The organism is Streptomyces netropsis (genome assembly GCF_014203545.1).
Taxonomy (GTDB): domain Bacteria; phylum Actinomycetota; class Actinomycetes; order Streptomycetales; family Streptomycetaceae; genus Streptomyces; species Streptomyces netropsis.
The window spans coordinates 38,266-58,961 of record NZ_JACHJG010000022.1; the positions used below are offsets into that span (position 1 = coordinate 38,266).

The following is a 20,696-nucleotide window of genomic DNA, read 5'->3' on the forward strand; positions in this document are numbered from 1 at the left end:
TCTGTGGCAGCGAGCGACAGCGAAACCTTCGAACGCGACCCGGACGCCCCACCCGTCGCACGGGTGTGCGTGATCGTCATCGGCTTCAACGACGCCGGGCACATCCGTGACGCCGTCCACTCCGCCCTCGCCCAGGGCGCCGCCGTCGCCGAGGTCATCGCCGTGGACGACGCCTCCACCGACCGCACCGGCGAATACCTCGACCAGCTGGCCGCCCTCCACCCCCGCCTGCGGGTCATCCACCGCCCGGCCAACAGCGGTGGCTGCGGCACCCCCCGCAACGACGGCGTCCGGGCCGCCACCGCGCCCTATGTGATGTTCCTGGACAGCGACGACGTGCTCCCGCCGGGCGCTGCGGACGCCCTGCTGCGGGCCGCCCTGCGCCACCGGGTCCCCGTGTCGGCGGGCCTGTGCGTACGCCGCGAACTGCCCCGGTGCCACGACACCCGATGGCAGCCCGGGCTCTACCGGCGGCCCGCCGTGCGGATCCCCGGGGACCATCCGGCGCTCGTGCACGACACCCTCTGCGTCAACAAGCTCTACGCGCGGGCCTTCCTCGCCGAGCACGGCATCGCCTTCCCCGAGGGCCCCTTCCCCTACGAGGACTTCGTCTTCACCGCCCAGGTCCTCGCGGCGGCGCCCCGGGTGGCGACCGTGCCCGACACCGTCTACATCTGGCACGTGCGCCGCGACGCGGCCAAGCCGTCGATCTCCCTCGACCGCGACCGGGTCGCCAACTGGCGGGCGCGCCTGGCCGCCCACCGGCGGAGCGTGGAGATCCTCCTCGACTCCGGCGGCAAACCCCTCGCGCACGCGGCGCGGGTGAAGTTCCTCGACCACGACCTGCGCATGTACGTCCGCGAACTGCCCACCCGGAGCCCCGCGTACCGGCGCGCGTGGTGGCGCCTGGCCCGCGACCGCCTGGCCGGGTACGACGAGGTCGAGCTGTGCTCCGCCCGGCTGCCCGCCCGCTGGATCGCCCGGGTCGTGCTGGCCGCCGAGACGCCGCGCGACCTGGACCGCCTCTCCCAGCTGGCCGCCCGCCCGGCCCGGCTGCTGCCGCCCTATGCCGAGACCGACGGCCGGCCGGTGTGGGCGGAGGACCTGCCACGGGTGGAGCTCGACGGGCTCACCGGCCCCGGCTCCCCACCGCCCCACCGGCTGCCGATCACCGTCGAGGCGGCGGCACGCGCCCTGTCCGGCCCCCGCGCCGCGCTGCGCGGGCTGCCGTCGCTGCCCGCCCTGCCCGGGCGCCGCCCGTGGCCTTTCACCCGGGCGGACGACCACGGCCCGCCGCCCTCGCCCGCCCTGCCGGGAGCCGCCGCCTCGCCACGGCCACCCGTCACCCCGGGCTCTTCCCCGTCGCCACCGCCGCCCGCCCCCGCCGGGCCCCGCTTCGAACTGGGGCTGCGCGTCCACGACCTCTACGGGCGACTGGCCACGGCCCGCCCGCACACCGTCGACGTCGAACTGCGCCACCGGGACGGCGGCGCGCTCCTCACCCGCAGCCTCCCGCTGGCCCACGACGGCTCGCAGTGGACCGCGCACCTCACCCTCGGCCTCAACGCGCTGGCCGCCCGGGGCCGCCGCGACGGCACCACCGCACCGCAGGTGTGGGACGTGCGCGTGCGGGTGCACTGCGCGACCGGCGCCTCGTTCCGCACGACCGTGCGGGCCGTCGGCGGCGGGCTGCGCCGGACCGTCCTGCCCAGCCTGCGCTACGGAATCCTGCTGGCCCAGCCGTACGCCACGGCCGGCGGCTCGCTCGCCCTGCGGCTGGCGCCCGGTGCGCGCAGCGCGCTGGACGTCGCCCTGGGCAGGCTGCGCCGGGCGCGGGCGCGTTTCGCCTGCCGCGGGCGCCACGGCCCTCTTCTCGACCCGCCGCCCTCTGACGACCCCTAGGCCGTGTCGTCCGCACCACCGCTGCGCGGCGGTGTCCTCAATCGCCGGACGGGCTTGGTTCCGGCTGAGCCCAGCCCCAACCCAGCCGACGATCCGCCGGACAGCCTTCCGCATCACCGCCCCCTCTCTCCGCTCCGCTCCCACTCCGCCGGCCGCCGGCCGGCCCGGGCCCCTACCGGTCGATCTCCTCGAACAGCGCCTCCCACCGGTCCAGCACGGCGGGCAGGGCCAGCGGGGCGACCTGGCCGCGCGCGGCGCGGCCGTAGCGCTCGCGCAGCCCTTCGTCCTCGACCAGCTGCCGCAGGGCCGCGGTGAACGCCGCCGTGTCGCCGGGCGGTACGAGCGTGCCCGTGCGGCCGTGGTCGACCAGCTCGCGCACGCCGCCGGACAGATCGAAGCTCACGCAGGGCACCCCGGCGGCGGACGCCTCCGCGAGCACCATCGGCCGGCCCTCGCGCTCGCTGGTCAGGGCCACCACGGACAGCTCCCGGTACGCGGCGGCCATCTCCCGCACGCTGCCCCGGAAGCGGACCCGGCCCGCGACGCCGAGCCGCTCGGCGTGCGCGCGCAGCTCCGGCTCCAGCGGGCCGTCGCCGAACAGGTGCAGCTCCCAGCCGGGCCGGTCGGCGCAGGCCGCGGCGAAGGAGTCGACCAGCCGGTCCAGCCGCTTGACCGCTTCCAGCCGCCCGACCGCCCCGACCCGCCGGGTGTCCAGGGGTGCGGGGGCGGCGGGGGTGAAGGGCACCGGGTTCGGCAGCGCCGTCGCGTTCGGCAGCCGTCGGCGGCGGAAGTCCGCCGCGTCCGGCTCGCTCAGGAACACCGCCTTCTCCAGCTGCGGGTAGTGCCGCAGGATCAGCTGGAGGTTCGGGGAGTGACAGGCCTGGAAGAACGACTCGTGGTACTGCCCGATCCCCTTCAGGTGCGACCAGTCGACGGCGTTCAGCCAGACCGCGGCCCAGGGCGAGCCGATGATCACGTAGCCGTCGGGCACCGCCGCGAAGCGCCGGGCCAGCCGCGCCCGGGCCAGCTCCCGCTCCCGTCGCTCGGCCCGGGCCTCGCGCAGCCGGGCGGGGTGCAGCCGCTCGGCGAAGGAGGCGGCCCGCCAGGCGGGCGCGGGCGGTGATCGGTAGAGCGTGGCGTGCCGGTACCCCGGGTCGGCGACGTAGGTGTGGGGTTCGGGGCTCGGCCGGATCCCGATCAGATCGACGCGGTGCCCGCGCTCGGCGAAGCCCTGGGCGAGGGTGTGCAGCACGCGCTGCGAGCCGCCCATGGAGTCCACGTCGATGCCGACCAGGAAGACGTTGCGGGGTGTGCGCGGGCTCACCGGGCCCTCCCTTCTCGTCCCTCTCCGAAGAACAGATCGACGACGGCCTTGCTCGCCCACCCGGTCTCGTGGGAGTTGAACCTCTCCTGGAACCGGCCGTACGCCGCCGCCCACTCCTCCCGCACCGCGCCCATGTCCTTCAGCGCCCCGGCCAGTTCGTCCGTCGTGGCGAGCATCGGGCCGGGGGCGATCTCGGGCAGGTCGTAGTACGTGCCGCGCGAGGTGGCGCGGTAGTGCTCGTAGTCGTCGGTGTAGAGCAGGATGGGCCGCCCGAGGTTGGCGTAGTCGAACATCACCGACGAGTAGTCCGTGAGCAGCGCGTCCGAGGCGAGCAGCAGGTCGTTGAGGTCGGTGAACTCCCGGCCGTCGCGCACCGCGTGGCCCAGCTCGCGGGGCACGGTGTACCGCTCGTAGTAGTGCGGGCGGACCACGATCGTCCACTCCTCGCCGGTGAGGGGGACCAGCCCGGCCAGGTCCACGCGGATGGACTCGCCGCTGCCGCGCGCGCCGTCGCGGAAGGTGGGGGCGTAGAGCAGCACTTTGCTGCCGTCCGGGATCTGGAGCTTCGCGCGGGTGGCGGCCGCCCGGTCGCGCTGTTCGGGGTCGTCCCCGCGGACGAGGACGTCGTTGCGGGGCAGGCCGGTGCGCAGCAGTTCGCCGGTGAAGCCGTTGGCCCGGACGAAGGTCCTCTCGAACTCGGAGCTGGGCGAGATGAGCGCGTCCCAGCGGGCGACCATGTCGCGGTGCTGCTGCTTGCGTTCGGGACTGGCGAGCCGCAGCTCGGGCACGTCGAAGCCCATGTGCTTGAACGCCTGGCCGTGCCAGGTCTGGAGGTAGCGGGTGCCGGGCCGCTTGCCGTAGATCATCGGGAAGCCGTGCGAGTCCACCCAGTAGCGCGCGCGGGCGACCGCGCGGACGTACTCCCAGCTGCCCCGTCTGACCAGCGGCACCCCCTCGGGGTAGGAGGAGCGGCTGCCGGAGTAGGACCACACGGCACGCAGCGGCAGGTCACGCCGGAGCAGCTCCTCGTGGATGGAGCGGGGGCTGTCCGCGTAGCCGCGGCCCTCCAGCGCCTCGAAGATCACCAGCTCGTCGTCGATGGGCAGTCTCTGCAGCTCGTGGTAGGTCAGGGCCTTGGCGCGGGGTCCGGTGACGCGGCGGGTCAGCCGGTGGATCCGGCGGCGTACGGGTCTCAGCCGCGGGGCCACGCTCTCGGCGTGGGCGAGGGCGCCCGCACGCTCCCAGGTGAATTCGAGCCGCCCCGCGCCGCGCCCCTCGCAGCCCACCCGGACGCGGTGTCCCGCGAACGGCCCGTGCAGGGGCAGGGCCGCCCGCAGCACGGGCAGGCCGGCGGGGGCGAGCAGGGGGTCGGTGCGGGTGAGGCCCAGCCGGTCGAGGACGACGACGGGGTGGCGGCGGCCCCTGAAGCCCTTGGGCCCGAGCGGGATCAGCCGTGGGTCGAGGGTGAGTTCGGCGGTGCGGACCTCGCTGTTCCCCCCGTCGTAGTGGAAGGGCGCGGCCAGCGGTTCGCCGGTCGTGGCGAGCCGCAGCTCGGCCGTGACGCTCTGCGCCCCGGGCCCGGTCAGCAGCCGTGCCGGGTCGTAGGTGCGCAGGGTGAGCCGCAGCAGGGGCCCGTCGGCCTCCAGCCGGGCGACTTCGTGCCGCAGCGGTCCGGCGGCGAAGGGCTGGTCGTCCAGACGCCAGTCGGTGATGTCGAGCCCGGCGGCCGCCCGCTCGTCGGCGGGCAGCTCCCGACCCCAGTACGTACGCCCGTCGTGCCGTACGACGTGGCGGGGGGCGAGCTGGGGGCGGTCGAGGGTGCGGGCGCACTCGACCGCCTCGTCGAACCGCCCCGCGCGCAGCAGGTACTGGCAGATCCGCTGCTCGCGCGGCATCGTGGCGAAGGCCTCGGCGGCGATGCCGTCCAGGTAGGGCGTGACCTCGGCGGCGAAGGCCTCGGTCCACGGGCGGTCCCGGAAGGGCAGGTCGCCGAGGTAGAGGCGGAAGTCGTGGCGGAGGAACTTCTCGTCCTTCGCGGGCCGCAGATCCGCGTTGCCCGTCTCCTCCAGGAAGGCGTCGATGAGCCGGGCCACATGGATCCGGTCCGCCACGTTGCGGAGTTCGTGGCGGCTGGAGGAGATGGACAAGCGGTCGGGGTCGGCGGCGAGCCGCCAGGTGTAGACGGGCCAGGGGACGACGGCGAAGGTCCGCGCGAGGGTGAAGGCCCGGGCGCTGAACAGCTGGTCCTCGTAGTGGATGCCCTCGGGGAAGCGCAGGCCGTGCCGGGCGATGAAGTCGGCGCGGTAGAGCTTGTTGGTCGAGAGGTGGTCGAGGAAGAACTCGGGTGCCTGGCGGATGCCCTCGACCAGCCGCACGTCCTCGAAGAGGTCGGGGTACCACAGGCCGGTGGTGCCGCTCTCCTCGAACAGCCGGGTGACCTCGCCGGTGACGAGGTCCGCGCCGGTCTCCTCGGCGGTGAGCAGCAGCGATTTACAGGCGTGGTAGGGCAGTTCGTCGTCGCTGTCGAGGAACATCAGCCGGGGCGCCCGGGCGGCGTCGATGCCCGCGTTGCGCGGGGCGCTGCAGCCGCCACTGTTGACCGGCAGCCGGATGTGGCGCACCCGGGGGTCGGCGGCCGTCAGCCGGCGGGCGGCGGCGAAGGTGTCGTCGGTGGAGCAGTCGTCAACGATGATCACTTCGAGGTTGCGCAGCGACTGGCCGAGCACCGACCGCACGGCGCGCGGCAGTCGCCCGGCGTCGTTGTAGACAATCACGACCACGCTGACGTCGGGGCCGGGAAGGGGGTGCGCGACAGTCACAGTTCACCTCGTTCCGGAGTGATTCCGAGGGTCGGGATCACTACACAGAGAGTAAGCGTCGCCACTGACAGTGACCTCCCTGGCCGGCTGCGGGCGTGCCCGCCACACGGCCGCGCACAGTGCGGCCGTCGCTCCGGTGAACATGACGAAGTCCTTGAAGGCGTGCCGTTCGGCGCTCTGCAACTCCGGCCAGTTCACCCCGGCGACCTGCGGCAGCAGCGGCAGCCAGAACCACACCGAGCGCGCCGCGGCCCTCCGGACCACCACCGACGCGACCAGCGCCGGCACCACCACCAGCGCGTAGTGGAGGAACGACGGCCGGGACACCAGGAACGCCGCGAGCATCAGCAGCGCCGCGCACTCCACGAGTCGCAGCCCCTCGTCTCCCCCGCGTCGCCACCGCAGCCGGGCGAAGCCCAGCACCGCCACGGCGGCGGCCACCGCGAGGAGGGACGCGAGGGAGGGCGGGATGCCGAGGCGGGGCAGGACCGAGGGCCAGGCGGCGTCGTACGGACGGGCGTAGGCGTCCTGCCCGTGCAGCAGGAACGGCAGCGTCCGGGTGAAGAACAGCCCCGGCCGGGGCATCGCCCACGCGGCGGCCAGGGACACCACGAGCGGGACGCCCACGGCCCGGGCCAGTGCCCGCCACCGCCGGGCGAGGACGAACAGCAGCAGAAGGGGCACCAGTATCGGCTTCAGTGCGATCGCCACCCCCACGACCACGCCCGCCCCGCCCCAGCGCCCGCGCCGCGCCAGCAGCAGGGCCGCGGGGAACGCGAGGGCCGAGAACACGGTCCAGTTGGCGAGGTGGACGACGCTGCGCAGCGGCAGGAACGCACCGAGCCCGGCGACCGTGAGCGCGGCGAGCCGGCTGTCCGCCCGTACGCCGAAGATCCGCAGGGCCGTCACGACGGCCACGAGGACGAGCAGGGCCGTGGCGGCGGGCGCCACGAGGGACACCCCGCGATCGGTGAGCAGCGTCTCGGGCACGGCCGCGAAGACGGCGCCGGGCGGATAGAGGAACCGTTTGTCCGCGTAGGGCGAGCCGCCGTCGAGCAGCGTCCGGGCGGCGCGCACCACCACCGCGTTGTCGACGCCCAGCCGGCCCGCGCTCGCCTCCTGCCACACGCTCAGCGCGTAGACGAGCGATGCCGCCGCGAGCACCGGCCACGGCGCGCCGCCGCGCAGCCACCGCCCGGCGGCATCCGGCCCGTCGACGGGGGCCACACGAGCGCGGTCCGGCGACCGGGTGTCGGGCGCGGTCATCCGGCACCCCCGGGCGTGGACGTGCCGGCTCCCCCGGGCGTGGGCCCACCGGCACCCCCGGGCGTGGGCGCACCGACCCCCCGGGCCGAGACGACGCCCCGGCCCACCTCGGCGACCTCGAACAGCGCGAGCCCGCCCGGGCCTTGGGCGGCCTTGCGCAGCGAGGGGTCGTTCTCCGGCAGCCCGGGGCCGCCGATCCGCTGCACCACCCACCGCGCGCCGTACTCCTTGAGGATGCCGAGCCGCTCGGCCCGGGCGGTGGCCGGGTCGAAGTAGCGACGGGTCGCCTCCCGGCGCCGCCGCTCGTCGGGGAGGAAGAAGTCGGGGTAGGCGGGGGCGACGGTGTACGGCCCGTAGGCCGGGAGCATCCGCAGCGCGAAGTAGTTGTCGGTCATCACCGTCGCTCCTTTGGGCACATGGCGGGCCGCCCAGGCGAACGACGGCCAGGGGGCGATCCGGTGGACGTCGCGCAGCACCGGCGGAAGGGCCGCGTCCCGCAGGACGTAGGTCAGCACACCGGCCTGCGTCCAGGCGCCGGCCAGCAGGGCCAGGACCGTCACCGCCACCGCCGGGACCACCGCGCGCGACCGGCGCGCGAAGGCGTCCGCCCCGGCGTCCGCGACCTCGATCGCGAGTGCGAGCTGGGCGGGCAGGAGGACGGCGGGCAGGATCCGGCCCCAGGAGTGATGGCCGCTCAGCCCGCCCGCCGCGAAGACGGCGAGGCCCAGCACGAAGAAGATCGCCAAAGGGTCGCGGCGGTCGCGCCCCCCACGCGCCATCAGGGCCACGACGCCCAGCCCCACCAGGCAGAACTTCGCCGCCAAGTGGTCGTAGAGCGGCCGGTGGATGTCGTCCAGCCCGCCCGCGCCCGGCAGCGAGTAGAAGGGGTAGTACGGCCACAGGGCGAGCACCACCAGCGTCAGCACGCCCGCCACGCCGACCCTCGCCCACACCGCCCGGTCGGGCCACGGCCTGGCGCCCAGCAGCATCGCGGCGGCGCCGAGCACGGCGACCGCGCCCGTGAACTGATGGCTCAGCAGCACGCAGGCCAGCAGCGCCCCGAGTGCCAGGAAGGCGGGCAGCCCCCGGGCCGACTCGGTGCGTCCGCCGAGGGCCCGGCGCAGCAGGGCGAGGAAGTGGAGGGCGAGGCCCAGGGTGAAGGTGCTCGGGTAGGCGAGGGACAGGGACAGCGAGGTGAGGCCCGGGAAGCCGCTCCACGCGAACAGCCGCACCCCGTAGAGCAGCAGCACGCACAGCAGGGCCAGCGGGACGGCCGCCGCCCGGCGGGTGAAGGTGACGACGAACGCCCCGACGCCGGTGACCAGCAGGACGAGACCGACGAACGCGGCCAGCCGCAGCACGAGGAAGGTGTGCCAGCCGGTCGCCTCGGCGACGACCGCCAGCAGCACCGTCCACGGCGAGTAGTACGGGCTGGGGGTGTGCGCGTCCACCAGCGGGTTGCCCGGGTGGGGCAGGTCCGTGCGCAGCCGTTCGAGGACCGCGGCGTGCATGCCGAGGTCACCGGCCCAGGGCAGCCGCACCACCATGAGCAGCAGCAGGGCGGCCAGCAGCAGGGCGGCCAGCAGCAGGGCGGCGCCGCCCGCGGCCCGCCGCCCGGCGTCCGGCCCGGGGCGCGGGAGGCCGGTGGCGCCCCTGGCGGCCACGCGCTCAGCGAGCGGGCTTGTGAGCGGGTCTGCCGGGTTCACGGACGGTCTTCGCACGCAGGCGCCAGGGCATGGCGACGGATTCGAGCTGGACGGACAGGTTCATCTTCGACTCGCCGACGGTCCGGTCCTCGAAGTGGATCGGCACCTCCACGACGGTGAACCCGGCCCGCAGCGCCCGGTACTTCGTCTCGACCTGGAAGCTGTAGCCGGCGCTGTCGACGGAGGAGAGGTCGACGGTGCGCAGCGCGGCGGCGCTCCAGAGGTTGAAGCCGCCGGTGATGTCGCGGACGCGGGTGCCGAGGATGGTGCTGGCGTAGGCGTTGGCCCAGCGGGAGAGCAGTCTGCGGTGCGGGCTCCAGGCCTCGGAGAGGGTGCCGCCGGGCACGTAGCGGCTGCCGACGACGACGTCCGCGCCGGTGGCGAGGGCGACTCCGAGCATCTCGGCGACCTTGCCGGGCGGATGGCTGCCGTCGGCGTCCATCTGCAGGACGTACGCGGCGCCTTCGTCGACGGCGCGGGCCATGCCCGCCGCGTAGGCCCGGCCGAGGCCGTCCTTGGTGGTGCGGTGCAGGACGCCGACGCGGGTGCGGCCCGGCTCGTTGTACTGCTCGGCGAGGCCCTCGGCGACCTTGCCGGTGCCGTCCGGGCTGTTGTCGTCGACGACCAGCAGCCGCAGCCCCTCCAGGGGCAGGGCCATCAGGGCCTCGGCCATCGCGGGCAGGTTCGCCGCCTCGTTGTACGTGGGCATCACCACGGTCGTCGCAGTGCGTGCCCACTCGGCGGGCAGCGGGGGCACGGCGGCGGGGGTGTGCGTGGGTCTCATGGGCCTGTCCTTGTGGGTGTGGCGCCGGGTCGGTCAGGAGGGGCAGCAGGGTCGGGGGGCTCGTAGGGGCGAGGGGAACAAGGGGAGTCAAGGGGGCGAGGGGGGGCGCGGGGACGAGGGGGAAAGGGTCATCGGCGGTCAGGCGGCGGAGAAGCGGATGGCGGCGTCGGGGATGGTCGTGCCGCACCAGATCCGGGCGCCGTCGCACAGTTCGTTGTCCGCGCCGATCTCGGCGTGGTCGCCGATGACGACGCCGTCGAGCACCGTCCGGGGGCCCACCCGGGCGCCGGCGCCGACCATGGAGGCCCGGATCCGCGCGCCCTCCTCGATGCGGGCGCCCTCCAGGACGACGGACCCCTCGACGTCGGCACCCGCCGCGACGTGCGCCCCGGCGCCGACGACGGTGCCGCCGCCGAGCAGGGCCCCGTCCTCGACCCTGGCGCCGGGCAGCACCAGGTATTCGCCCGGCTCGCCGGGGACGGCCGGGGAGCGGACCACGCCCCGTACGAGGTCGGCGGAGGCCTGCACGAAGGAGGCCGGGCGGCCGAGGTCCAGCCAGTACGCGGTGTCGACGACGCCGTGCAGCAGCGCCCCGGAGGCCAGCAGCCCGGGGAAGGTCTCCCGCTCCACGGAGACCGGCCGGCCGGTGGGGATGGCGTCGATGACCTCGCGCCGGAAGACGTAGGCACCCGCGTTGATCTGGTCGGTGACGATCTCGTCCGGGTGTTGCGGCTTCTCGGTGAAGGCGAGGACGCGGCCGTCGGCGGCGGTGGGCACGAGGCCGAAGGCGCGGGGATCCGCCACCCGGGTCAGATGGAGGGTGACGTCGGCCCCGGCACGCCGGTGGCTGCCGAGGAGGCCGGGGATGTCGAGGCCGGTGAGGATGTCGCCGTTGAAGACGAGCACGGGCTCGCCGGGACCTGCGGCGAGGGCCCCGGCGGCGCTGCGGATGGCGCCGCCGGTGCCGAGCGGCTCGTCCTCGGTGACGTAGGTCAGCCGCAGCCCGTGGGCGGAGCCGTCGCCGAAGTACGGCTCGAAGACCTCGGCGAGGTAGGAGGTGGCCAGCACGACGTGGTCGACGCCGGCGGCTTTGGCGCGGGCCAGCTGGTGGGCGAGGAAGGGCACCCCGGCGGCCGGGACCATCGGCTTCGGCGTGTTGAGGGTGAGCGGCTGGAGCCGGGTGCCCCTGCCGCCGACGAGCAGTACCGCCTCAGTCATGCCACCGTCCTCGCACGTCGTTCCCGCACGTCGTCCTCGCACCTGTCGTCGCGCATCGCCACCCCCGCCTCGTCGTCGCCCATCGTGGCGCCGCTGTCGCACCATGTTAGTTTTCGCGGCAATTTACACTACAATCAGCTATCTATTAGCAAATGTCTGCTTTGCGTGGCGCCCGAATCGACCGTATCTGGAGAAGCCCTTGCGACCGGCGAAGCGATCGGCCCCCCTGACGGAAGCGCGAGGAACGCAAGCGGGACGAGGACGACGAAGAACGCGCGGAGCCCGTACGCCGGGAGGGAAGCACGCGGCCGGGCCCACGGGGCTGCTGGCGCTCGGCCGGGAGTTCGCGAAGTTCGGCACCGTGGGCGGGCTGGGGATCTTCGTCAACCTCGCGGTCTTCAACCTCTGCCGCGCGACGACCGGCCTGCCCGTCGTCCGGTGCAGCGTGATCGCGACGGTGGTCGCGATCGCCTTCAACTACCTGGGGCTGCGCTACTTCACCTACCGGGACCGGGACAAGAGCCGCAGCAGCCGGGAGATCGCCCTCTTCGCCGCCTTCAGCGCCGTCGGCCTGGTGATCGAGAACGGCGTCCTCTACATCGCCACCTACGGCTTCGGCTGGGACACCCCGTTCCAGAGCAACCTCTTCAAGTTCCTCGGCATCGGCACGGCGACCCTCTTCCGCTTCTGGTCCTACCGCGCCTGGGTGTTCCGCGCCCTGCCCGCCCGCGAGCCGGAGGGCGACGGGGACGGCTCCCCTCACGGGGATCCCACGAACAGCACGAGCAAGCCGGCCGCATACCACCCCGAGACCACCGCACCTCCACCGTAGAGACAGCCCTGGACCACTAAGGGAGCACGCGCGAGCGGCCGCGCCACCAACAAAAGCGGAACCGGCAGGAACGGCAGCATGAAGCGTGGTTTGGAGAACGGCGAGCCGGGCGTCCCCATCATCAGCAACCACGCCCCGGCGACCACCACGACCAACGGCCAGGGCACGCTCCGGTCCAGCGCCAGGGCCAGCACGGCGACGGCCGTGAGCAGCACCAACGCGAGCACGGCCGCGTTGCGCTGATCGGTGACCCGCCACGACTTTCCGTAGAGCAGCGCGCTCCACAGGAAGTCCCCGGTGCCGACGCCGAAGTCGAAGGACTGCCCCCAGGCCCGTTCCGCCTCGAACCAGCCGTCCACGCGCCCCACCCGGCTGCCCAGGTACAGCCAGCTGCCGATCAGCCCCAGCGGCGCCAGGGCGAGGGCCGCCCAGGCCCGTGCGTCACCGCCCGCCCGCCCCCGCACCAGCGCCCACCCGGCGGCCAGGAGGAGCGTCCCGATCAGCACCACCGCCGTCGGCCGCACCGCGCCGGCCACGACACACAGCACGGCGGCCGTCAGCCAGCTCCGCCGCACCATGGCCACCAGGGCCCACACCAGGGCCGCGCTGAAGACTCCTTCGGAGTACGGCACCCACAGCGCGAAGGCGTACGGCGAGCAGGACCACAGCGCCACGCACGCGTACCCCGCCGCCGCGCTGCCGCCCACCGCCCGCACGAGCCGGTGCACGCCGACGGCGGCCACCGTGGCGGCGCACCAGGAGACCAGCACCCCCGCGTACACCACGGGCAGTCCGGTCAGCAGCCGCGTCCCCCGGACCAGCAGGGGGACGAGCGGGAAGAAGGCGAGCCGGGAGAAGTCCGGCAGCCCGCTGGGGCGGTAGGGGATCCTGCCCGGATAGCCGTGCTCGGCCACGTTCAGATAGTTGCCGCTGTCCCAGCGGCGCAGCAGCCACGCCACGCTGTGCCCGAGATGGCGGTTGACCAGCAGCAGGACGACGAACCCGATGGCCGCGAGCGACAGGTGCACCGCCGCCGCGACGAGGGCTTCGCGACGCGGCGCGGTGGACCAAAGCCGTGAAACGACCTTCATCCGTCTCTCTTAGCACGGCGAAGGGGCGACCCCGGGAGAACTTCCCCGGGGCCGCCCCTTTCAGCCGTTCGGCGGCAGATCAGTTGTGCGTACGCAGCAGCGTGCGCATCGTCCTCATCGCCACCGACAGGTTCGCCAGGTCGAACGCGTCCGAACCGCGGATCTCGTCCAGCGTCGTGCGCGCCCGGTTCAGCAGCGCGGCGTTCTTCTCCTCCCACGCCTGGAAGCGCTCCTCCGGCGTGGAGCTGCCGTTGCCGACGGCGAGGATGTCGGAGGTGAGCGCCGCGTGGGCCGCGTACAGGTCCTCGCGGATGGAGGCACGGGCCATGGACTGCCAGCGGTCGGCCCGCGGCAGCTCGATGATCCGGTCCATCAGCTGGCTGATGTGCAGCCGGTCGCCGAGGTCGTAGTAGACCTCCGCCACGTCCAGCGGGTCCTTGCCCGTGCGCTCCCCGGTGGCGACGATGTCGAGCGCCGGGAAGACGGACGAGAAGCCCGCGACCCGCACCGCCAGGTCGTCCGGGACCCCGGCCTCGACCAGCTCGTCGTGGATCGACTGCCACCACTCGCTGTCGGCGCCGCGCAGCAGCTTGGGCAGCTGGAACCAGACCACCGCCACGCCGTCGCGGAAGAAGTCGATGGTCTCGGCGAGCTGGAGCGGCTGCGGCCGGTTGTTGAGCAGCCAGCGGGTGCCGCGCTCGACCAGACGCCGCGAGTGCAGCCGGATCCGGGTCTGCACATCCGCCGCGACCGTGTTGTCGAGGGTCTCGACGGCGTCCCAGACCCGGCCCAGGCCGAAGATCTCACGGGCCGCGGTCTGCGCCCGGACGATCTCCTCCAGGGAGGCCCCGGTCTCTTCCCGCAGGCGGTGCAGGAAGGTCGAGCCACCGCTGTTGACGGTGTCGTTGACCAGCACCGTCGTGATGATCTCGCGGCGCAGGGCGTGCGCGTCGATCTGCTCGGCGAAGGCCGTCCGCAGCGCCTCGGGGAAGTACGCGAACAGCAGCCGCTCGAGGTACTTGTCGTCCGGGAGGTCGGTGGCGAGCAGTTCCTCGGCCGTGGTGATCTTGATGTAGGCGAGCAGGACGGCGAGCTCGGGCTGGGTCAGCCCACGGCCCTGGGAGAGCCGCTCGCGGATCTGCCGGTCGGTGGGCAGGAACTCCAGGGCACGGTCCAGGTGCCCGTCACGCGTCAGCCGGCGCATGATCCGCTGGTGGGCGTGGAGCAGGCTGGGGGCCTGCTCCACCGCGTTGGCGAGCGCCACGTTCTGCGCGTAGTTGTTGCGCAGGACCAGCTCGCCGACCTCGTCGGTCATCTCGGCGAGCAGCTTGTTGCGCTGCTTGACGGTCATGTCGCCGTCGGTGACCAGGGCGTTGAGCAGGATCTTGATGTTCACCTCGTGGTCCGAGGTGTCCACGCCGGCGCTGTTGTCGATGGCGTCGGTGTTGATCCTGCCGCCGGTGGACTCCGGCCCGCCGGACAGCGCGAACTCGATCCGGCCGAGCTGGGTCAGGCCCAGGTTGCCGCCCTCGCCGACGACCTGGACCCGCAGGTCCTGGCCGTCGACGCGGATCGGGTCGTTCGCCTTGTCGCCCACGTCCGCGTGCGACTCGGTGTGCGCCTTCACGTAGGTGCCGATGCCGCCGTTCCACAGCAGGTCGACCGGCGCGTGCAGGATGGCCTTCATCAGCTCGGCGGGGGTCATCTTGCTGACGCCCGCCTCGATGCCGAGGGCCGCCCGCACCTGCGCGTTGATCGGGATCGACTTCGCGCTGCGGGGGTGGATGCCACCGCCGTGCGAGAGCAGCGAGGTGTCGTACTCGGCCCAGGAGGAGCGGGGCAGCTCGAACAGACGGCGGCGCTCGGCGTACGAGGTGGCCGCGTCCGGGGTGGGGTCGATGAAGATGTGCCGGTGGTCGAAGGCGGCCACCAGGCGGATGTGCTCGGAGAGCAGCATGCCGTTGCCGAAGACGTCACCGGACATGTCACCGACGCCGACGACCGTGAAGTCCTGGGTCTGGGTGTCGTGGCCCAGCTCACGGAAGTGCCGCTTGACGGACTCCCAGGCGCCGCGGGCGGTGATGCCCATGCCCTTGTGGTCGTAGCCGGCGCTGCCGCCGGAGGCGAAGGCGTCGCCGAGCCAGAAGCCGTACGACTGGGCGACCTCGTTGGCGATGTCGGAGAAGGTCGCCGTGCCCTTGTCTGCGGCGACGACGAGGTAGGTGTCGTCCTCGTCGTGGCGCACCACGTCCTTCGGCGGCACGACCTCGCCGCCGACCAGGTTGTCGGTGATGTCGAGCAGACCGGAGATGAAGGTCTTGTACGAGGCGATGCCCTCGGCGAGCCACGCGTCACGGTCCACCGACGGGTCCGGCAGCCGCTTGCCGACGAAGCCGCCCTTGGCGCCGACGGGCACGATGACGGTGTTCTTCACCATCTGCGCCTTGACCAGGCCGAGGACCTCGGTACGGAAGTCCTCACGCCGGTCGGACCAGCGCAGACCACCGCGCGCGACCTTGCCGAAGCGCAGGTGCACACCCTCGACGCGCGGGGAGTAGACCCAGATCTCGAACGCGGGGCGCGGGGCCGGCAGGTCGGGGATCGCCTGCGGGTCGAGCTTCAGGGAGAGGTAGCCGTGCGGCTTCCCCTCGGCGTCGCGCTGGAAGTGGTTCGTACGCAGCGTGGCCTTGATGACGGTGAGGAAGGCCCGCAGGATGCGGTCCTCGTCCAGGCTCGCGACCTGGTCGAGGGCGCCGTCCAGCTCCTCCAGCAGCCCGTCGATCAGCTCGCGGCCGGCGCGCTGGAGCGCCGGCGACATGCGTGCCTCGAAGAGGTTGACCAGCAGCCGGGTGGTGTGGACGTTGGTGCTGAGGGTGTCCTCCATGTAGGACTGGCTGAACGGCGAACCGGCCTGCCGGAGGTACTTCGCGTACGCCCGCAGCACCATCGCCTGCCGCCAGTCGAGACCGGCCCGCAGCACCAGGTTGTTGAAGTTGTCGTTCTCCGCGCGGCCGGTCCAGACGGCGGCGAAGGCCTCCTGGAAGCGGACGCGGGCGTCCTCGCCCTCGACGCGCTCGGGCATCCGCAGACCGAAGTCGTAGATCCACGCGTTCGACCGGTCCGAGCAGCGCAGCTCGTACGGGCGCTCGTCGACGACCTCGACACCGAGCCGCTGGAGCACCGGCAGCACGACGGACAGCGAGACGGGCTCGCCCGTGCGGTAGATCTTGAAGCGGCGCTCGCCGGGGGCCGCGCCGACCGGCTCGTACAGGCTGAGCTCGAAGTCGTGCGGGCCGCCGGCCGTCGTCAGCTTCTCCAGGTGACCGAGGTCGGAGACGGCGCTGCGCGGGCTGTGGTCGGCCTTGTAGCCCTCGGGGAAGGCGTGGCCGTAGCGGCGCAGCAGCTCGGCGGCGCGCTCCTCGCCGACCTCGGCGGTCAGCGTCTCGGCGAAACCGTCCGCCCAGGAGCGGGCGGCCTCGACCAGGCGGGCCTCGATGCGCTCGACGTCGGCGTCGGTGAGGTCGGGCAGGGTGGCCCCCGGCTCGACGCGCACGACGAAGTGGAGGCGGGAGAGGACCGACTCGGTGTTCCAGGCGGTGAAGTCGACGCTGGTGCCGCCGAGCTCCTCCTTGAGGATCTCGATCAGCCGCAGCCGGACGCCGGTGGTGTACCGGTCGCGGGGCAGGTAGACGAGGGCCGAGTAGTAGCGCCCGTAGGTCTCCTGGCGCAGGTACAGCCGCAGCCGGCGGCGCTCCTGGAGGTAGAGCACGCTCGTGACGATGGACCGCAGCTGGTCGGCCGGGGTCTGGAACAGCTCGTCGCGCGGGTAGGTCTCCAGGATCTGGAGCAGGTCGCGGCCGTCGTGGCTGTCCGGGGAGAAGCCCGCGTCGGCGAGGACCTGCTCGACCTTGCGGCGGACGACCGGGACGCGGCGCACGGACTCGGTGTACGCGGCGGAGGAGAAGAGACCCAGGAAGCGGCGCTCGCCGGTCACGTTGCCGTCGGCGTCGAAGGTCTTCACCCCGACGTAGTCGAGGTAGGAGGGGCGGTGCACGGTGGCACGGCTGTTGGCCTTGGTGAGGACCAGCAGCTTGTGCTCACGGGCCTTGGCGCGGGCGTCCGCGGGCAGCCGGCTGAAGGACGGCGACGCGGGGCCGGTGAGGTGGGCGTCGGGCCCGGCGTGGTGGCCCTCGCCGTGGTGCGAGGGGTCGGAGCGCAGAATGCCGAGGCCGGTGCCGGGGACGGCGGCGAGCACGTCCTCCTCGCCGTTCTCGGTGGTGACCTTCGTCAGCTCGTACTCGCGGTAGCCGAGGAAGGTGAAGTGATCGGCGGCCAGCCAGCGGAGCAGCTCGCCGGCCTCGGCGACGTCGGTGCCGACGACGTCGGAGGGGATCGGCTCGGCGGGCAGGCTCTCCGCGATGCGCAGCGCGGCGTCGCGCATCTTCTCCCAGTCCTCGACGGTCTCGCGGACGTCGGAGAGCACGCGCAGCAGGTCGGCGGCGATCTGCTTGAGGTCACCGCGGTCGGTCTCGCGGTCGATCTCGACGTGGATCCAGGACTCGACGAGGGCGTCGTGCGGCTTCTCGGCGTCCTTGCCGGTGCCGTGGGCGTCGCAGTTGGAGCCGAGGACCTCGAGCAGGCGGCCGGTCAGGTCACGGCGGACGATCACCTGCGGGTGGATCACGACGTGGATGCCGCGGCCCTGGCGGGAGAGCTCATTGGTGACGGAGTCGACCAGGAAGGGCATGTCGTCGGTGACGACCTCGACCACGGAGTGGCTGCACGTCCAGCCGTTCTCCTCGACGGTCGGGGTGTGCACCCGCACGTTCGCGGTGCCCTGCGGCCGGTTCTCGGCGAGCCGGTAGTGCGAGAGCGCGGCCCCGTAGACGTCGACCGGGTCACGGCCGGTGAGGTCCTCCGGGGCGGTGTGCAGGTAATAGCGCTGGAGGAACGCGGTCAGGGTCTCCGGGTCGAGACTGCCCTCGCCCTTCGGCCCAGTCGGTTGTTGCCCCCCGGCCGGGCTGTTCTCAGCGACACGGGCCGCCCGTTCGAGCAGCTCGGCCTTGGCTTCGTCCAGCTTGGTCTGCATGTCCTCTGGCTCCTGTCGCGCGCCGTTGCGAGACATAGATGGTGATGGCATCCCGTCGCGACGCGGGGTGTCCGGTCGTATTCGACGGTATGCCGGAATGAGGGAAGACCGGGCCGTTCCTGACGAACTTCGTCGGACGCACCCGGTGGAAGGGATCAGCGGCCGCCCGGGCGAGGTGTCGCTCGGGGCGCAGGACAGGGGCGTCGTCGCCCCTGCTGGATATCGCGCTGATCACCTGGTAAGGCTATCGCTCTTCCGGGGGTTGCCGTCATGAGCCGGTTGTGTACAAAACCCGGGCCCGAAGTTTGACGATCTGGACAGCGACGCGGAGCCGTTCGACCCTCTTCCGTGGCCGAAAGCCGACGCCGCCCCGGCCGAAGGGCTGCTACCACCCCGGCCGAAGGGCTGCTGCCGCCCCGGCCGAAGGCCCAGGGTTCCCGGCACCGATACCCTCCGGCGCGGCGGCCCAACCCTCAGCCGACGAGCCGCTCCGCCTCCGCGACGGCCTCCGCGAGGCTGTCCACGACGGGCACCCCGGCCGCCACGAGGCTGGCCCGGCTGTGCGACCCGCCCGTGTACAGCACGGCGTGCGCGCCCACGTGGGCAGCGGCGACCGCGTCGTCGACGGCGTCCCCGATGACGACCGCGTGCCGCGCGGGTATGCCGTCGAGCCCGACGAGGTGGCGGGCCATGTGCTCGGTCTTGCTGCCGCCCGAGGGGCCCGTACGGCCGTCGACCCGGACGAAGTGCCGCTCGATGCCGAAACCGCGCACCAGCGGCACCAACTGCTCGTGCCCGTACATCGACATGATCGACTGCGTGCCGCCGGCGCCCTGCCAGCCCGCCAGCAGCGCCTCGGCGCCGTCCGCGAGACCGCACCGCAGATGATGGTCCAGATAATGCCGGTGGAAGACCACGTCCATATGGTCCCACTCGGCCTGGGTGGGGAGGCGGCCCATCAGCCGTTCGTAGAAGCGCGGGATCGGGACGCAGTACAGCTCGCGGTACCGCTCCAGGGTGATGGGCTCCAGGCCGATCTCCGCGAAGGCGGCGTTCGTCGCCGACATCACCGCGTCGATGTCGTGAAAGAGCGTGCCGTTCCAGTCCCAGACGATGTGTGCCACGTGCTTCCCCATGACAAGACCGTACCGACCACCTGTGACAACGCGCCGCCGACGCCTCCGCGGCGCAGGTCAGACGAGGTTCGGGAGCTCCTGCACGCCGAACCACATCAGCTCGTGGTCCTCCGCGCCGTCCACCGTGAAACGCGCGTCCTCGTCACCGTGGTCCGCCGCGCCCAGAGCGGCCGCCGCGGCCGCCACATCCGCCTCGGCGTCGTCCGCGTCGACGTGCACGGCCGCCGCCTTCGCCAGCGGCACCGCCGCCGCGAGCCGCACCTCACCGAGCGCGGACTCGTCCAGAGCGCGGTCCGGGTCGGCGACCGCCGCGCCCTCGGGCACGTCCACCGCCACGACGACCCGCCGGCGCGGGGCGTCGGGGTCGGCCGCGAGCCTGCGCAGGGAGGCCTGGGCGGCACGGCTGAGCGCCGCGTACTCCAGCTCCTCGATGTCGTCGGAGACGTACCACTCGCGCAGCGCGGGGGTGACCGCGTAGGCGTCCAGCGGAGCCGGGCCCAGCTGCCCCGCCTTGTGCGCCTCGGCGAGACCGGGAAGGGTCAGAGGGACGTAGACGCGCATGACCGCCGCTTTCGTGAAGTGCCGCGAGGCTTACCAACCGTGACTGCCAGCATAAGGCGCACGTCCCCCTTCGAAGTGCGGGAGCCCCGCGCCCGGGTGCCCCCGTTACCCCGCGGGCCCCTCGGTGCGCACGGCACGCACCGGCAGGTGGCCCGAATAGGTGAAGCCCGGCGGGCGGTTCCCGGACGGACGGCCGTCCTTGCCGCCCCGGGAAGCCCGCCGATAGAAGATCACCGACCGAAGCTACCGCCCGGTATCACCACCGGGCCCGGCATCGCGGGGGCGATCCGTATGAAGGCGATCCGCAGCACCACCAGGACCGGCACCAGGACCGGTACCAGGACCGGCGGAGGCACCGGGCCCGGCGCCCGGACGAGCGGCACCAAGGCCGCCCCGCCACGGCGTACGGACCCCCGGCGGCCCGGCACCGACCCGGCCGCCCGGCACCGCGAACGGGAACGGCTGCCGCGCTACTGGTTCGCCAACCGGCTGCTGCTCACCCTCAGCGGGCAGCGCCCGGTGCACTGGATGCTCGGGCACACCCTGGGCGCGGCGTACGACCAGCTGACGGCGCTGGCCCCGCAGACGCCCCTGCGCCCCGCCCCACCGGGCCGCCGCGCCCCGGTCGTCCGGCACTGCGACGAATTCCGGCCACGGCCCGGGGTGATCGAGGCGTTCGCCCGGATCGCCTCCGGGGACCGGCTGCGGGCGCTGGCCTTCCGGCTGGAGCGCGGCACGGACCTGCGCTGGCGCTGCTCGGCCGTCGAGCTCGGCGGGGCGGCCGTCCCGCACGGGGCGGCCGCCCGGGAGTGAGCGACGCACAGGAGGCGGTGGGGGGGGGGGGGGGGGGGCCCGGCCCCCCCCCCCCCCGGGGGGGGGGGGGCGGGGGGGGGGGGGGGCGGCGGCCCCCGGCGGGGGGGGGGGGGGGGGGGGTGGGGGGGGGGGGGGGGCCCCCCGGGGGGGGCCCG

General features: G+C 73.6%; 13 protein-coding genes. 3 read left to right on the forward strand and 10 right to left on the reverse strand.

Translation table 11 applies throughout. The features are described 5' to 3' along the window. Positions 1-3: 3 nt before the first annotated feature. Positions 4-1,902, forward strand: a complete 1,899-nt coding sequence (locus tag FHS38_RS33170) for a glycosyltransferase family 2 protein (protein ID WP_229822894.1) — start codon at positions 4-6, stop codon at positions 1,900-1,902. 172 nt (positions 1,903-2,074) lie between these two features. Here FHS38_RS33170 and FHS38_RS33175 read toward each other — a convergent pair whose 3' ends face one another. The 6 genes from FHS38_RS33175 to manB all read right to left on the reverse strand — a co-directional run bounded on the left by FHS38_RS33175 (position 2,075) and on the right by manB (position 11,019). After that, positions 2,075-3,226, reverse strand: a complete 1,152-nt coding sequence (locus FHS38_RS33175; protein ID WP_229822895.1) for a glycosyltransferase — start codon at positions 3,224-3,226, stop codon at positions 2,075-2,077. Next, complete coding sequence (locus FHS38_RS33180; RefSeq protein WP_184740015.1) at positions 3,223-6,045, reverse strand: bifunctional glycosyltransferase/CDP-glycerol:glycerophosphate glycerophosphotransferase; 2,823 nt, start codon at positions 6,043-6,045, stop codon at positions 3,223-3,225. The genes FHS38_RS33175 and FHS38_RS33180 overlap by 4 nt, the downstream gene beginning before the upstream one ends. Positions 6,046-6,048: 3 nt before the next feature. Then, positions 6,049-7,311 carry a glycosyltransferase 87 family protein gene (locus FHS38_RS33185; RefSeq protein ID WP_184740017.1) on the reverse strand — a complete coding sequence of 421 codons (1,263 nt, stop codon included), beginning with the start codon at positions 7,309-7,311 and terminating at the stop codon, positions 6,049-6,051. Further along, positions 7,308-8,975, reverse strand: coding sequence for a hypothetical protein (locus FHS38_RS33190; protein WP_184740019.1), 1,668 nt, complete (start codon positions 8,973-8,975; stop codon positions 7,308-7,310). Before FHS38_RS33190 ends, FHS38_RS33185 begins: the two co-directional genes overlap by 4 nt. 4 nt (positions 8,976-8,979) lie before the next feature. Further along, entirely contained in the window at positions 8,980-9,801 is an 822-nt protein-coding gene (locus FHS38_RS33195) for a polyprenol monophosphomannose synthase (protein ID WP_184740021.1), read from the reverse strand. Positions 9,802-9,939: 138 nt separating this feature from the next. Beyond that, positions 9,940-11,019, reverse strand: coding sequence for a mannose-1-phosphate guanylyltransferase (manB, locus tag FHS38_RS33200; RefSeq protein ID WP_184740023.1), 1,080 nt, complete (start codon positions 11,017-11,019; stop codon positions 9,940-9,942). Positions 11,020-11,344: 325 nt separating this feature from the next. Here manB and FHS38_RS33205 point away from each other — a divergent pair, with 325 nt between their 5' ends. Then, positions 11,345-11,851 carry a GtrA family protein gene (locus FHS38_RS33205; RefSeq protein WP_184740050.1) on the forward strand — a complete coding sequence of 169 codons (507 nt, stop codon included), beginning with the start codon at positions 11,345-11,347 and terminating at the stop codon, positions 11,849-11,851. On the opposite strand, the gene FHS38_RS33210 is transcribed toward FHS38_RS33205, so the two are convergent. From FHS38_RS33210 to FHS38_RS33225, 4 genes are all read right to left on the reverse strand, one after another. Then, positions 11,779-12,942, reverse strand: coding sequence for a putative hexosyltransferase (locus FHS38_RS33210; protein WP_184740025.1), 1,164 nt, complete (start codon positions 12,940-12,942; stop codon positions 11,779-11,781). The two genes, FHS38_RS33205 and FHS38_RS33210, sit on opposite strands and share 73 nt — an antisense overlap. Before the next feature lie 79 nt (positions 12,943-13,021). Next, entirely contained in the window at positions 13,022-18,031 is a 5,010-nt protein-coding gene (locus tag FHS38_RS33215) for an NAD-glutamate dehydrogenase (protein WP_184740027.1), read from the reverse strand. A 473-nt stretch (positions 18,032-18,504) separates the two neighbouring features. After that, the gene (locus FHS38_RS33220) at positions 18,505-19,167 is read right to left on the reverse strand and encodes an HAD family hydrolase (protein WP_184740034.1); all 663 of its coding nucleotides are present in this window, start codon (positions 19,165-19,167) and stop codon (positions 18,505-18,507) included. 57 nt (positions 19,168-19,224) lie between these two features. Beyond that, entirely contained in the window at positions 19,225-19,728 is a 504-nt protein-coding gene (locus FHS38_RS33225; protein WP_184740035.1) for a DUF6912 family protein, read from the reverse strand. Between the two features lie 291 nt (positions 19,729-20,019). Between FHS38_RS33225 and FHS38_RS33230 the strand changes: the two genes are divergently transcribed. After that, entirely contained in the window at positions 20,020-20,541 is a 522-nt protein-coding gene (locus tag FHS38_RS33230; protein ID WP_221495652.1) for an Rv3235 family protein, read from the forward strand. Positions 20,542-20,696 lie beyond the last annotated feature (155 nt).

What these genes read in the sequence shown, in the direction of transcription:
- FHS38_RS33185 (WP_184740017.1), bottom strand. Translation starts at nt 7,311, where the DNA reads ATGACCGCGCCCGACACCCGGTCGCCGGACCGCGCTCGTGTGGCCCCC.
- FHS38_RS33195 (WP_184740021.1), bottom strand. Translation starts at nt 9,801, where the DNA reads ATGAGACCCACGCACACCCCCGCCGCCGTGCCCCCGCTGCCCGCCGAG.
- manB (WP_184740023.1), bottom strand. Translation starts at nt 11,019, where the DNA reads ATGACTGAGGCGGTACTGCTCGTCGGCGGCAGGGGCACCCGGCTCCAG.
- FHS38_RS33210 (WP_184740025.1), bottom strand. Translation starts at nt 12,942, where the DNA reads ATGAAGGTCGTTTCACGGCTTTGGTCCACCGCGCCGCGTCGCGAAGCC.
- FHS38_RS33215 (WP_184740027.1), bottom strand. Translation starts at nt 18,031, where the DNA reads ATGCAGACCAAGCTGGACGAAGCCAAGGCCGAGCTGCTCGAACGGGCG.
- FHS38_RS33220 (WP_184740034.1), bottom strand. Translation starts at nt 19,167, where the DNA reads ATGGGGAAGCACGTGGCACACATCGTCTGGGACTGGAACGGCACGCTC.
- FHS38_RS33225 (WP_184740035.1), bottom strand. Translation starts at nt 19,728, where the DNA reads ATGCGCGTCTACGTCCCTCTGACCCTTCCCGGTCTCGCCGAGGCGCAC.
- FHS38_RS33230 (WP_221495652.1), top strand. Translation starts at nt 20,020, where the DNA reads ATGAAGGCGATCCGCAGCACCACCAGGACCGGCACCAGGACCGGTACC.